Origin of the sequence: Vibrio aerogenes, from assembly GCF_024346755.1 — a bacterium.
GTDB lineage: Bacteria > Pseudomonadota > Gammaproteobacteria > Enterobacterales > Vibrionaceae > Vibrio > Vibrio aerogenes.
The window spans coordinates 1,565,503-1,579,411 of record NZ_AP024861.1; the positions used below are offsets into that span (position 1 = coordinate 1,565,503).

Below are 13,909 nucleotides of genomic sequence, written 5' to 3' on the forward strand. Positions count from 1 at the left end.
TAATTTGTGAGTGGATGTAGTTGTTTACTGTTGTTACTAAGTTCTGGTTAAAGATAATCTATGTTTAAAGAGAGTAAGAGTACAGTTCAGACTCTGATTAAAACTAAAGCGGATGTCTCCCGGTCATCTCGTTTGAATGGTGTTCAGCGGTTGAGAGAATGTGCTTTGATTTTGGCAGTGCTCTTATCCGTTTTTTTTTCTGTTGCTCTTTTTACTTTTAACCCAGCGGACCCATCCTGGTCACAAACATCCTGGGGTGGTGAATTACACAATGCTGGTGGTTATATTGGTGCCTGGATTGCTGATACACTTTTTTTTACCTTTGGCTCAATTGCTTATCCACTTCCTGTCTTTATCACTGTTATTGCCTGGATTCTGTTTAGAAAGCCGCGGGAAGAGCCGACTTTACCCATTGATTTTATGCTTTGGGGAACCCGTTTACTTGGGTTTGTGATTCTTTTACTGACCAGCTGTGGTTTGGCTAACATCAATTTCGATGATCTATGGTATTTTTCATCAGGAGGCGTTGTTGGTGATGTATTAAGTAATCTGGCAATACCAACATTCAATATTCTGGGTAGTACATTAATTTTTCTGTTTTTATGGGGAGCCGGTTTTACACTGTTGACCGGAATATCCTGGCTTACCATTGTCGAGTGGCTTGGTGATGTATGTATTTCCTGCTCAACGCGAATACTGGCAAAAATTCGTAAAGATTCATCTGAGATTGTGCTTCAGTCACCAGTGCAAGTCCCTGATTTTTCTGTTGATATGGTTTCTGAAGTTAAAAGTGAAAAAAATTCTCACATTGTTTCTGAGCCTGATATACCTGATATACCTGATATTTCTGAATCTGTTACAAGTGACACAAGAGATTATCATATTCACTTACCTCAATCATTCAGTCTGAACGAGCAAGCGCATCAGGCTGATAGTGAGATAAGTCATGAGGCAGATGATTCTGGAACAGATGAAAGTGATTGCATCCGGGATGTTAAAAACAGTCCTCAGGAAGAAATACTTGTGTCAGAGCAACCGTCCATTGCTTCTGTCCAAATTCCGGAAGAAGATGTAATCCTGCCTGAAAAGCAATCAGACGACTCTGAAATTCAGTCTGGCAGGTTGTCGATTGATTCTGTAGAGATTGATCCTCAGTCAGAACCATTAATATCTGATCTGGATGTCCTTGATGATGATGAAAGTATAAGTCATGCTCAGGTGGAAAGTGATGTACCTGATGAATCAGAGGACATTATACGGGCAACAGATGGCAATATTGATGAGGATGTTGTGGCATTTCAGAATATTATTGCTGAGGCAAAAGAAGTTGAACTGTCTAAACAGAATCCTTTCTTGGTGCAGAAAGACGTTGATTTGCCTGAACCGGAAGAACCGCTTCCGACGCTCGAGCTGTTATATCATCCTGAAAAGCGTGATGATTTTATTGATCAGGATATGTTGGAGCACATTGCCCGGTTGGTAGAATCAAAACTGGCAGATTACAAGATTAAAGCGAGTGTTGTAGGAATTTATCCTGGCCCGGTTATTACGCGCTTTGAACTGGACCTGGCTCCGGGCGTGAAAGTTAGTCGCATCTCTGGTTTGTCCACTGATTTAGCCCGATCTTTATCTGCTTCCGCTGTTCGCGTGGTTGAAGTGATACCGGGAAAACCATATGTCGGACTCGAATTACCAAATCTGACGCGTCAAACTGTCTATCTCTCTGATGTCATTAGCAGTGATAAGTTTCAACGTTCCACTTCTCCGACAACTGTTGTTTTAGGGCAGGATATTGCCGGGGAAGCGGTAGTCGCTGATTTAGCAAAAATGCCTCATGTCCTCGTTGCCGGAACAACTGGCTCAGGTAAATCTGTTGGTGTGAATGTGATGATTCTGAGCATGTTATATAAATCAACTCCGGATGAAGTCAGATTTATCATGATTGATCCCAAAATGCTTGAACTTTCAATTTATGAAGGTATACCACATTTACTTACCGAAGTTGTCACTGATATGAAAGATGCATCCAATGCGCTTCGCTGGTGTGTTGCTGAGATGGAACGCCGGTATAAATTGATGTCAGTTCTGGGTGTCAGAAATATTAAAGGTTTTAATGAGAAACTGGACCTTGCTGAGCAGGCTGGGCATCCGATACATGACCCGTTATGGAAAGAAGGGGATAGTATGGATGCTGAACCGCCACGGCTGGAGAAACTTCCATTTATTGTCGTCATTGTCGATGAATTTGCTGACTTGATGATGGTTGTCGGCAAAAAAGTTGAAGAGCTCATTGCGAGACTTGCCCAAAAAGCCCGGGCGGCCGGTATTCACCTTGTTCTTGCGACTCAGAGACCTTCTGTTGATGTTATCACCGGATTGATTAAGGCTAACATACCGACAAGAGTTGCATTTACTGTCTCAACGAAAACTGATTCAAGAACTATTTTGGATCAGGGTGGCGCAGAGTCATTGTTAGGGATGGGGGACATGCTTTATTTACCTCCGGGTTCCAGTCATACGACCCGTGTGCATGGTGCATTTGCATCCGACGATGACGTCCATGCAGTGGTTAACAACTGGAAAGCCAGAGGTAAACCGGACTATATTCCGGATATTACACACGGAGAGCAAGGACCTGAAGCTTTACTTCCTGGGGAGCAGATTGATTCTGATGAAGATGTTGATCCTCTGTTTGATCAGGTTGTTGCTCATGTTGTTGAAACCCGGCGAGGCTCTGTTTCCGGAGTTCAGCGGAGATTTAAAATTGGTTATAACCGTGCAGCAAGGATTGTTGAACAGCTTGAAGCTCAAGGGATTGTGAGCGCTCCCGGACATAATGGAAACCGGGAGGTATTAGCTCCTGCACCGGTTAAAGAATAAAACGCTTGAGCAGCCAGCAGAGAAAACTCAGCTGGTTGCTCTTGTCGTTGTTTCAGTGAATTTTTCTTAATTGTACGAGAATAAATATTGAGGCAACGAACATGTTTGCTGCAAAAATGATGACCAACCACTGTGGCATAGAAAGGCTTAAAAATTGCCAGGATATTTCGCTACAGTCACCATAAGCCTTGAACATCCATGGCATCCACTGATCCAGCGGAGCCCAATGCGGGAGCTGAACGAAGGCATCACAGGTTGCAAATGGTGATGGATGTAGCTGATATTCTACATGCTGCCTTGCAAGGTTAAAGCCTCTGAGTGCCGTGTACCCCCAACCAAGCAGACCTGCAATTCTGAAGATAATATTTTCTGGCGCTATTAATCCGACCAATGCAGAGACGGCAATCCCCAACATTGCAATTCTTTCATAAATGCACATCACACATGGCGCCAGTTTCATTCCATGCTGAAAGAAAAGTGCACATAACTCAAAAAATATAACGAATAAAAATAAAATAAGCCAAGCGATCCGGCGCCGGGAGAATTGATTTAATTTAGTTATCAGTGTCACTGTTTAATATCCTGTAAAAATAAAAAAGCTCTGTAATACAGAGCCTTTTAATGCGAAATAGTTCCGGACTCAAGGTGGAATTAATGCCCTCCTGATGTGGCTGGGGACAGCACTTCAGGGACATGGTGTGAGATCCAGTGTAGATCATAATAAGCTGCGGTTAGAGGCTCTACAAGGAACATAATACCAAGCAGGCCAATAATCGCCAGAACAATAGTATAAGGCAGAGCCATGATAACCATACGGCCATAAGATAGCCTGATAAGTGGTGCTAAAGCTGAAGTCAGTAAGAACAGGAATGCTGCTTGTCCGTTCGGTGTTGCAACCGATGGAAGATTGGTCCCTGTATTAATCGCAACAGCAAGTAAATCAAACTGATCACGGGTGATAATGCCTTCAGTCAGCGCTGTTTTTACTTCATTGATATAAACGGTCCCAACAAACACATTGTCTGAAACCATGGATAGCAGTCCGTTAGCAACATAAAACATTGCCAGCTGAAGATCAGCATTTTCCAGATGTAATACGGCTTCAATGACTGGTTTGAAAAGATGCTGGTCAATAATGACCGCAACAACAGAGAAGAAAACGGCAAGTAAGGCTGTAAATGGCAAAGCTTCTTCAAATGCTTTACCAATGGCATGTTCGTCAATGATACCGGTAAAGGTTGTTGCAAGGATAATCACAGACAATCCGATAAGTCCGACAGCCGCGATGTGTACCGCTAAGCCTACAATCAGCCAAACCGCTATCAATCCCTGTATCCAGAGTTTGGCTACGTCAAGGTTTGTGCGGTGTTTCTTTTGCTCTGTTTCATAGTCGACCAAAATCTTACGCACATTTTCAGGAAGCTCAGCACCATAGCCGAAAATTTTCATTTTTTCGACGAGGATACAAGTGAAGATACCAAAAATAAAAACAGGAAATGTTACCGGGGACATTCGAAGCAGAAACTCTCCAAAATGCCAGTGTGCCTGATCAGCAATAATAAGGTTTTGGGGCTCTCCCACCATGGTCATTACACCGCCTAATGCAGTACCAACACCCGAATGCATTAACAGTGATCTCAGGAAAGAACGATAATTTTCCAGATCATCCCGGGTGAGGTCGGAGATATGTTCATCCTGAGTATGATCATGAGAATTATGTTCACCCCGACCGGATGCAACCTTATGATATATTGCATAAAATCCAACAGCCACACTAATAATAACTGCAATAACTGTCAGTGCATCGAGAAAAGCGGATAAAAATGCGGCAGCAACACAAAAAGCAAGTGATAACTTCACTTTTGAGCGTACGCCTAAAAGAATCTTCGTAAAAATAAAGAGGAGAAGCTGTTTCATGAAGTAGATGCCTGCGACCATAAAGATCAAGAGAAGCAGAACCTCTATATTTGCAACCAGTTCATGTTTAACCTGCTCCGGGCTGGTCATACCTATTGCAACTGCTTCAATGGCAAGAAGTCCTCCGGGTTGGAGAGGATAACATTTCAGAGCCATTGCAAGGGTAAAAATAAATTCAGCAACCAGACACCATCCGGCAACAAATGGGCTTACATAGAAAAAGACAATAGGATTAACAATGAGAAACGCGATAATTGCCAGTTTATACCAGTCTGGCGCCTTTCCAAGGAAATTTTTAATAAAAGCATTTCTTAATGAAATAGGCATGATGATTACTCTTATTATTTGCTATGAATAGATGACATATAACCACTGATATTGAACGCAAAATATACGATTTTATCTATTCAAAAATTAAACATTTTACAGTAACAGGCTTCTTTTTGAACAATCAACTTGCTACTCCCAAATACAAATAGTTATGGTTTTCATTCTGAAAACCATATTCCTATATTAGGCTATGACTCATACTTAAAAAATAATGCGTAGTTACCGGAGATTCTCACATATAAAACGCATCAAATATAATTGTTTTATTATAAAAAGTGTAACAACTTCACACCTGGTACGTGATAAGGACCTCAATAGTTATCTTTAGCAATTTTGAACAGGTGAATGCATTTGTAATAAATTTACTAATTTGTAATTTAATGAACCATTTCAATGCTATTCATTGTATAAAAACTCAATTGATGACGATTTCATTGTAGTTGAATTTCAAAATGGTAATCTTAAGCTAAATCAAATCAGCAATAAGTTATTCGTTTTATCAATGATCGCCAAGAGTAATACCAGAAAAATAACTAATTGTGAAATTTCCGCATTACAGCAACTGGTGTTATCATGTGGGCCACTTGTCTTACAAAAACTAAACTGGAAAAGTACTGAATGGTCATTAAGGCAAAAAGCCCGGCGGGTTTTGCAGAAAAATACATTATAGAAAGTATCTGGAATGGACGTTTTCCTCCAGGTTCGATTCTTCCTGCCGAAAGAGAACTGTCAGAACTGATTGGTGTTACGAGAACGACTTTACGGGAAGTTTTACAGCGTTTAGCCCGTGATGGCTGGCTAACGATTCAACATGGAAAGCCGACTAAGGTAAATCAGTTCATGGAGACATCAGGACTGCATATACTAGATACACTGATGACGCTGGATGCAGATAATGCAACGAGTATTGTTGAAGATTTACTTGCGGTACGAACGAACATTAGTCCTATTTTTATGCGTTATGCTTTTAAAGTGAATCAAACACAATCACAGAAAACGATCCAAAGAGTGATTGAGTCCTGTGAGTCCCTGCTGCGCGCTGAATCCTGGGATGTTTTTATTGAAAACTCATCATATGCCGGAAAAATTCTTCAGCATGTCAAAGCCGAAGAAGAAGACCAGGAAGAAAGAGAGCAGAAATTAATCGCTAAGACTTTCAATTTTTATGATTATATGTTGTTCCAGCGTCTGGCTTTTCATTCTGGGAATCAGATATACGGTCTTATTTTTAACGGATTGAAAAAGCTTTATGATCGTGTTGGATCCTATTATTTTTCGAATTCAGAAGCCAGAATCCTGGCGCTTACTTTTTATAAAGATTTATTGGTTCTGTGTCATTCTGAAAATCATGAGCAACTGCCGGCTCTGATTCGTCAGTATGGCATAGAGAGTGGTCAGATCTGGAATGAGATGAAGCGCTCTTTGCCTACAAGTTTCACCGAAGATGATAGCTGATTAGAAGGGCAACTGGCCCTTCTTACTGTTTTAAAGATTCTCATGGCCGCCAGCTTTTTTGAACCAGCATGTTAAATGGTGTTTCAGAGTTTTTAATTCATCAGGACCTATTAATGCCAGTCCTAAATCTTGTGCTCTTGTGACATCATTTTGTCTGAGAGGCCTGAAGCTGATCAGCATCGCTCTGGCTTGTAACCCTCCTAAAAGGTCGCGAAGAGACTCCAGTTTATAGAGCGTATCATCTCCATCATCTCTCATCCCTTTCGTTTTACACTCGATGATATGCAGTTTATTGTTTACTACAGTTGCAATGTCGAGCTCATTTTTAACTTCTTTATCACCTAACTGCCGGTAAACCTGGACATTGAGTGACCGGTCCTGAATGGTCGGCATATCATCCTGTATCTGTCGGACAACATTGTTAACCAGTGTTTCTAACCATTCACCATTTGCAAACCGCCTCGCATCTTCAGTCGCAAATGTCAGTATGCCTTTGTCGTATGAAGCCAGTTCTGCTCCAACCAGATCATTGATGAGTATACTGAGCTCTTTATATCCTTGCTGTTTTTCAGTTAAGGCAACGGATAGTTTTTGTTCTTTTCGACATGTTGTTGCAAGGTAATTGAGGGTTGCCAGTCCGGGACCGAGCTCGAGTGCATTGCCTGCCCAGTATTCCCCCAGCTTACAAAGTTTAATATCCATGGATGGGGTAAGCTTTTGCTCTGAAAACTCACCTCTGGCACCAAAAATAGTTAAATAATCAGAAATCGTAATTCGGTCTTGCACCTGAGTATCCTGAAAATTATCAGGATACAGCCAGCAAAGGCAATCTGAATCAGGTTCCACTACAAAAATTGGCCACTGAAAACTCCGGAATACCTCATAGACAGATAAGAGCCTGTGCCGCAAACCACAGCTGGCATTCAGCTGAATATGCTGACCTTTCTGCTTCAATTCGCTGGCTAGTTTATATATTGCGCTTTTGATTGAGATAATGTTACTTCCGGAAGGAATTTCATAAAACTCACTTGTAATTTGATGTTGTTCCAGAACAGCCTCAATACGGTGATATATTGGTTTTTGAGTAAGATCGCCCAGTAAGATGATATGTGAACTCACATTTCTGTGATCCAGTAGTGGAGTAACAAGACGAACAGGATCCTGGTCAATGATGCCAACATGAATAATCATAGATTTTCCTCATGCTTACCTGCAAAAGTTGAAAGGAAAGTGGTGCAGGTTGCTTTTAACATATATATGATGAAACAGGCAAAAAACAAGAGGAGCGGAGTAATAAGTCACAAAATATGACCTGCTTTTTACACAAGATAATCAGAGATTACGTGAATGATATTGTGGTTGGTGCATATATTGCAGTACTTTGTTCTGTTCACAAGGTCTGATGTTCATTTTTTAAGAAGAGTTTTGATTGAGCTTCATTTTTAAAAAGAGCATACTTTATCCGGGCTTTCATTTGTGGTTTTCTTTGTTTGTTTTTGAGGTTTTCGTCTGACGGATGAAGACGTCTTTTACCCCGGAAGTTCATGTTTAAAAAGCAATATATAACTGTCCCCAGGATAACAACATCTAAAAATATTAGGAGCAATTATGGCTGAAGAAACTATATTCAGTAAGATTATTCGTAAAGAAATACCGGCTGACATCCTTTATCAGGATGACCTGGTCACTGCATTCAGGGATATCACTCCGAGAGCACCAAGCCATATTTTGATCATCCCAAACAAATTGATTCCAACGATTAACGATGTTGAAGAAAGTGATGAACTTGCTTTAGGACGAATGTTCACAGTCGCTAAGAAGCTGGCAGAACAGGAAAAAATTGCTGAAGACGGGTATCGGTTGATTGTAAATTGTAATTCTCATGGCGGACAAGAGGTCTATCATATCCATATGCATCTGTTAGGTGGTAAACCATTAGGTCCATTGCTCATGGATTAGGTTTCTTGAGTGCTGTTTATGCCATCCACCGGATATTTTTTGGGGTAGTGAACCGTGAGTGAGACAATAAAATCAGGCGAAATTGAATGAAGTTTTTTCGGTGCTTTTTTATTTTTCTTATGGCTTTTTTAGTCAATGCCTGTGCAAATTTTTCGGCTGAAAATTTGTTCAGTGATTATGCTACCCGAAATAGCGAACTTCATCAGAGAATAAAGCAGGGTGATTATTCACATGTTCTGGATATGCTCGATAGTGACTCTGCAACAGATGATATTTTAACACCCATGGAAAAGGGGCGGATCGCGCTGCTTAATCGTGATTATCAAAAAAGTCTGCTGTTTTTTGATCAGAGTAACAAGGCAATTGAGCGTCAGCAGGAGCTTGCAACAATTTCTCTTTCAAGAGAAACGGCGAATCTGGGGTCACTGTTCGTTAATGATAACATTAATGATTATATACCTGCTGATTATGAAGTCGGCTTTCTCCATCTTTATTCTGCATTGTCATATGTGCATGAAAATGAACTTCAGGATGCCCTGGTAGAGCTGAGACGGGCAAATCAGGTTCAGGAACAGGCCAAAAAGACAAGAGAAGATGTTTTAGAACGAGAAGAGGAACAGTTAAAAAATCAGGGAATTCAGCCTGATATAGGGAGTATTCTGTCTGGTTATCCTGATGCAGGTAAAGGTCTTCAGGCAGTTCAGAATGGTTATCTCTTTTATCTTTCAGCGCTCCTTTATGAAGCATCAGGCGCGCTGAATGATGCTTATGTTGATTATCGTCGCGCACTTGCAGTCGCCCCAGATAATCATGCTGTGATTCAGGGAACGATGAGGTGTGCAGAAAAGTTAGGGATGAAAGATGATTTGTCTCTGTTGCGCAAACGTTATGGAAATTTATCTCTGGCTTTGTCTTCTAATCATAGTCGTGTAATTATTATTCAGGAACAGGGTATTGTGGATATGCTGAGAGGATGGCAGCAATCCGTTCCTGTTTTTCATGATAATAACAGGCACTATGGGCTGTATTCTCTGGCATTACCTTATTATCAATCATACAATCGTTTACAGGTGATGCCCGTTAATCTTAACCGAAAAGCTATTTACGGCGCTTTACTGGCAGATACAAACTTAATGGCCAGATATCAATTAAAAGAACAGCTTCCGTCTGTGATACTTCGTCAAATATTGCGACTGGCCGCAAAAAATAGTCTGCGGCATGGACTGAGTCACAGAAATAGTGATGGTGTTGTCAACTTGATGATGAATGTCTGGAATGTTGCGACAGAACAGCCAGATACACGGAGCTGGATAACATTACCTGGCTCTGTTTTTAGTGCAACAGAAGTGGTTGAATCAGGTAAACAGCAAATCATTGCCGGTCACCGGACATATGCATTCGATGCGCCAGAAAAGGAAACAGTTTTGGTTTGGTTGTCCCGGCAGGGAAACAATACGGTTATCTGGCATAAAGTTTTGGGAAAACTATGAACTGGATTATCGTTTAGTGGTTAGTACAGTCATATATGTACAGTGTTCTAAATTTGTTTGTCTGAATAGTGATTAGAATTTAAACTTTATCGGTCGGCATTTTCAAAAGTCAGGAAGAGCAGACGAATCAGTTAATGAACGTGGGTTGAGGTGGACCTTTATGAAAAAGAGTATGATTTTAGTGTTGGGGCTGGCGGCAATCATGAGCGGCTGTTCCAATAAGGTATATTATGGTGATGCTCAGGCAGTGGAAACGAAGACAGTTGATTTTGGTTCCACAGATTTGCAAACGATCGCTTCTGACATGGTTGATAGTATGCTGACGTCAGGATCTGTTGCTGTCATTACCCATAATGTCAGACCTGTTGTTTTTGTCGAAAGAATTAAAAACAAAACAAGTGAACATATTGATACTGAGTCAATTACCGATACTATTAGTACTAAACTATTGAATTCCGGCAGGTTTCGTTTTGTTGATATGGACAGAGTGGAAGCTGTCAGGGAACAGCTGAATTTTCAAAATAATGATCAGCTGGTAGATAAAAGCAGTTCTGTCCAGTTTGGCAAGATGCTGGGTGCTCAATATATGCTTTATGGCAACTTATCCAGTATTGTAAAAAACGCTGGTAGTGATAAAGATGTCTACTACAAAATGACAATGCGTTTAATGGATTTGAAAACGGGTTTAATTGAGTGGGCAGATGAAACTGAAATCAGAAAAGAGCAGACAAAATCTTTTCTTGGCTTATAAGAGCACAGAAATGTTGAACAGTCTCTGAAGCAAAGCCGGAAAGGAGGTAGTAATGGCAAGAATGTCATGGCGGGAAGCTTGTTTGCTTGAACCTTCTTTAGCCTCAGTTTCCGGCGCTTTTAAGGCATCTCCCTTGATTGCCGAGATGTTATCAGGTGGATTGACGAATCGTTGCTGGAAAGTTGAATTTAATGAACATGTTCCGGTTGTGTGGCGGCCTTCAACATTAGTCACCCAATACTTTTCTATTTCCAGACATCAGGAATACAGGATTTTATCAGCACTTGATACAGCCGGTTTCTCTTTATCTCCCAAACCTTACTCGCTGAAAGACGAAGGACTTATTGTTGAATGGATTGATGGTGAACCGCCTGATCAGGATGACGAAAAGCTATTAGTCGGACTCTTTGTTCAAATTCACCAGTTTCCGGTCAAGCATTTGCCTGTTATTCCGTTTTCATATATTGCCCGCTTGGATCATTACTGGTTTCAGCTGCAATCTCTCGGATTTCCGACAGATACTGTTCAGGCACTTTATGAACAGTGGCGTGTCATGCCGAACATTAAAGAGACATCTGATACTTTATGCCATTTTGATCTCGGTATGCATAATATTATTAAAACGGCTTCGGGATTCAAAGTTATCGATTGGGAGTATGCGGCGCTTGCCGATCCAAGGCTTGATTTAGCAATGAGTTTTGGAACAGAAGAGGCGCTCGCAAAAATCGTTACTGACTATTGTTACCAGAGACATATCAGTGATACAGATGACTGGATCGATGGTGTAAAACAATGGATACCCCGTGCCCGTATGCTTGCTATGCTATGGTATTTTATTGCTGAAATAGTGTGGGATAGTAAGATTATGGGAGAGGAAGCGAAAAAAATTAAACGGTCGCTATCTGATTTGTAGTCATACCAGAGCACTCGCTTTGGTAAGCTTGGGTATATTTTGATGTAGTTCCTTTAGTCTATGCATTGGAGAGGTCGAGATGATCATTTATTTACATGGTTTTGATTCTACAAGTCCGGGTAATCATGAGAAGGTTTTACAGTTGAAATTCATTGATGATGATGTTCGGTTTATTAATTACAGTACATTGCATCCCAAACATGATATGCAACATCTGTTAAAAGAAGTTGATAAGGCGATCCAATTGAGTGAAGATTCATCCCCGGTGATTTGTGGTGTTGGTCTGGGTGGATACTGGTCGGAACGGATTGGTTTTTTATGTGGAATAAAGCAGGTTATTTTTAATCCGAACCTTCACCCGGAAGAAAATATGCTTGGTAAGATTGATCGTCCTGAAGAGTATGAAGATATAGCAACTAAATGTGTCAGTCAGTTCAGAACGAAGAATAAAGGTCGTTGTTTGGTGATTTTGTCCAGAAATGATGAAGTACTTGATCATCGCCGGACTATGACTGAATTATCTGACTATTACGATATTATCTGGGATGATGAACAAAGCCATAAATTTAAGAAAATTTCTCATCATTTAAAAGCTGTGGATACATTTAAAGGTAAAACTGAGGCTTGATTCATGTGAACGCAGGGCTTTTCTTTGTAAGAAATCATAGGTTGCATGGACAGAATAGCCCCTTATAATATCGATAATTATAAAATTTAGTCGTCTGTAAAATGGCTTGAAAACATGATTTTCAGGTGAATCGTGCAGGCTCAAAAAGTAAAGTATCAGCTTATTCTCCACCACTTTCGGGTGCTCGTGTTTTTATTGTTCAATTCATGATGTGGATTTTGCTGTTGATATCCGTCTGTTTTCTGAAACTTTGACTTGGGTAAACCAGGTAAGTGCGTATTGGGGATTTATTTCGTGACTCGAATTATAGTTGTAGGTGGCGGTGCTGGTGGTTTGGAACTTGTAACTAAACTTGGCAGAACCTTGGGAAGAAAAAAACGTGCTCATGTTACTTTGGTTGATAAAAATGCCAGCCATTTGTGGAAGCCTTTATTGCATGAAGTGGCTACCGGTTCTCTTGATGAAGGGGTTGATGCCCTGAGTTACAGGGCTCATGCGAAAAATCATCATTTTGATTTTCAAATGGGTAGTCTCGAGAATATTGACCGGGAGCGCAAGGTCATTCATCTTGCAGAGCTAAGAGATGAACATGGTGAGTTGCTTCTTCCAAGAAGAGAAATTGAATATGATCTGCTTGTATTAGCAATTGGTTCGACATCGAATGACTTTAATACACCAGGCGTCAGGGAGCACTGTATTTTTCTCGATAGTCCGGGGCAGGCACATCGTTTCAGAACTGAAATGAATAATGAGTTTTTAAAACTCCATGCACACAATGGACAGGGAACTGTTGACATTGCTATCGTTGGCGGTGGTGCAACAGGTGTTGAACTTTCTGCAGAGTTACACAATGCAGTGAAAGAATTACAGAATTATGGGTTTGGGGATCTGGATTCAAGTAAGCTGAATGTTAACCTTGTCGAGGCTGGTGAGAGAATTTTGCCGGCATTACCTCCCCGGATTTCAGGGGCTGCACATCATGAATTGACCAAACTCGGTGTTACTGTCCGGACTGCTACCAGGATTACTCAGGCTGATGCGGATGGACTGGTGACTCAAGAAGGCGAAAAAATTCCGGCACAGATCATGGTTTGGGCGGCAGGAATTAAAGCGCCTGATTTTATGAAAGAAATTGCCGGGTTGGAAACAAACCGAATTAATCAGCTTGTTGTGACCAGTACACTGCAGACAACACGTGATGAAAATATTTTTGTCATTGGTGATTTAGCACAGTGTACTCAACCGGATGGCTCATTTGTTCCCCCGAGAGCACAAGCTGCACATCAGATGTCAACCCAGACTTTTAAAAACATTGTTGCAAAATTGAATGGCAGGGAGTTAAAGCCATATATTTACAAGGATCATGGCTCTTTGGTCTCATTGAGCCGGTTTTCTACTGTCGGTAGTTTGATGGGGAACCTGACAAAAGGTTCAATGATGGTTGAAGGACGGATTGCACGGGTTGTGTATATTTCATTATACCGGATGCATCAAATGGCTTTACATGGAATGTTTAAAACTTCTTTAATGCTTTTGGTTGGCAGAATTAACCGTGTTTTACGACCAAATCTGAAGCTTCATTAGAT

11 protein-coding genes are annotated in these 13,909 nt (G+C 40.9%); 8 read left to right on the top strand and 3 right to left on the bottom strand.

The features are described from left to right. The first annotated feature begins 60 nt into the window (after positions 1–60). Positions 61–2,880 carry a DNA translocase FtsK gene (locus OCV29_RS07025; RefSeq protein ID WP_073602749.1) on the top strand — a complete coding sequence of 940 codons (2,820 nt, stop codon included), beginning with the start codon at positions 61–63 and terminating at the stop codon, positions 2,878–2,880. A gap of 52 nt (positions 2,881–2,932) precedes the next feature. On the opposite strand, the gene dsbB is transcribed toward OCV29_RS07025, so the two are convergent. Next, complete coding sequence (gene dsbB, locus OCV29_RS07030) at positions 2,933–3,451, bottom strand: disulfide bond formation protein DsbB (RefSeq protein ID WP_073602750.1); 519 nt, start codon at positions 3,449–3,451, stop codon at positions 2,933–2,935. A gap of 80 nt (positions 3,452–3,531) precedes the next feature. After that, positions 3,532–5,124, bottom strand: coding sequence for a Na(+)/H(+) antiporter NhaB (nhaB, locus tag OCV29_RS07035; RefSeq protein ID WP_073602751.1), 1,593 nt, complete (start codon positions 5,122–5,124; stop codon positions 3,532–3,534). A 621-nt stretch (positions 5,125–5,745) separates the two neighbouring features. Here nhaB and fadR point away from each other — a divergent pair. Next, entirely contained in the window at positions 5,746–6,582 is an 837-nt protein-coding gene (fadR, locus tag OCV29_RS07040) for a fatty acid metabolism transcriptional regulator FadR (RefSeq protein WP_073602752.1), read from the top strand. A 30-nt stretch (positions 6,583–6,612) separates the two neighbouring features. On the opposite strand, the gene OCV29_RS07045 is transcribed toward fadR, so the two are convergent. Beyond that, positions 6,613–7,773: a Card1-like endonuclease domain-containing protein gene (locus OCV29_RS07045; RefSeq protein WP_073602753.1), complete on the bottom strand. Its 1,161-nt coding sequence runs from the start codon at positions 7,771–7,773 to the stop codon at positions 6,613–6,615. Positions 7,774–8,190: 417 nt separating this feature from the next. Between OCV29_RS07045 and hinT the strand changes: the two genes are divergently transcribed. The 6 genes from hinT to OCV29_RS07075 all read left to right on the top strand — a co-directional run bounded on the left by hinT (position 8,191) and on the right by OCV29_RS07075 (position 13,907). Then, complete coding sequence (hinT, locus tag OCV29_RS07050) at positions 8,191–8,541, top strand: purine nucleoside phosphoramidase (protein WP_073602755.1); 351 nt, start codon at positions 8,191–8,193, stop codon at positions 8,539–8,541. 86 nt (positions 8,542–8,627) lie between these two features. Next, positions 8,628–10,031 (top strand): COG3014 family protein, encoded by a 1,404-nt coding sequence (locus OCV29_RS07055; RefSeq protein ID WP_261887380.1) that lies wholly within the window; start codon positions 8,628–8,630, stop codon positions 10,029–10,031. Between the two features lie 160 nt (positions 10,032–10,191). Beyond that, a complete protein-coding gene (gene lpoB / locus OCV29_RS07060) occupies positions 10,192–10,782 on the top strand; it encodes a penicillin-binding protein activator LpoB (protein ID WP_073602757.1) in 591 nt (196 codons plus the stop codon). A gap of 52 nt (positions 10,783–10,834) precedes the next feature. Further along, the gene (locus OCV29_RS07065) at positions 10,835–11,695 is read left to right on the top strand and encodes a phosphotransferase (RefSeq protein ID WP_073602758.1); all 861 of its coding nucleotides are present in this window, start codon (positions 10,835–10,837) and stop codon (positions 11,693–11,695) included. Positions 11,696–11,774: 79 nt separating this feature from the next. Then, positions 11,775–12,323: an alpha/beta hydrolase YcfP gene (gene ycfP / locus OCV29_RS07070; protein ID WP_073602759.1), complete on the top strand. Its 549-nt coding sequence runs from the start codon at positions 11,775–11,777 to the stop codon at positions 12,321–12,323. Positions 12,324–12,617: 294 nt separating this feature from the next. After that, positions 12,618–13,907, top strand: coding sequence for an NAD(P)/FAD-dependent oxidoreductase (locus OCV29_RS07075; protein WP_073602818.1), 1,290 nt, complete (start codon positions 12,618–12,620; stop codon positions 13,905–13,907). The last annotated feature ends 2 nt before the right edge of the window (positions 13,908–13,909 follow it).

What these genes read in the sequence shown, in the direction of transcription:
- OCV29_RS07025 (WP_073602749.1), top strand. Translation starts at nt 61, where the DNA reads ATGTTTAAAGAGAGTAAGAGTACAGTTCAGACTCTGATTAAAACTAAA.
- nhaB (WP_073602751.1), bottom strand. Translation starts at nt 5,124, where the DNA reads ATGCCTATTTCATTAAGAAATGCTTTTATTAAAAATTTCCTTGGAAAG.
- fadR (WP_073602752.1), top strand. Translation starts at nt 5,746, where the DNA reads ATGGTCATTAAGGCAAAAAGCCCGGCGGGTTTTGCAGAAAAATACATT.
- OCV29_RS07045 (WP_073602753.1), bottom strand. Translation starts at nt 7,773, where the DNA reads ATGATTATTCATGTTGGCATCATTGACCAGGATCCTGTTCGTCTTGTT.
- hinT (WP_073602755.1), top strand. Translation starts at nt 8,191, where the DNA reads ATGGCTGAAGAAACTATATTCAGTAAGATTATTCGTAAAGAAATACCG.
- OCV29_RS07055 (WP_261887380.1), top strand. Translation starts at nt 8,628, where the DNA reads ATGAAGTTTTTTCGGTGCTTTTTTATTTTTCTTATGGCTTTTTTAGTC.
- lpoB (WP_073602757.1), top strand. Translation starts at nt 10,192, where the DNA reads ATGAAAAAGAGTATGATTTTAGTGTTGGGGCTGGCGGCAATCATGAGC.
- OCV29_RS07065 (WP_073602758.1), top strand. Translation starts at nt 10,835, where the DNA reads ATGGCAAGAATGTCATGGCGGGAAGCTTGTTTGCTTGAACCTTCTTTA.
- ycfP (WP_073602759.1), top strand. Translation starts at nt 11,775, where the DNA reads ATGATCATTTATTTACATGGTTTTGATTCTACAAGTCCGGGTAATCAT.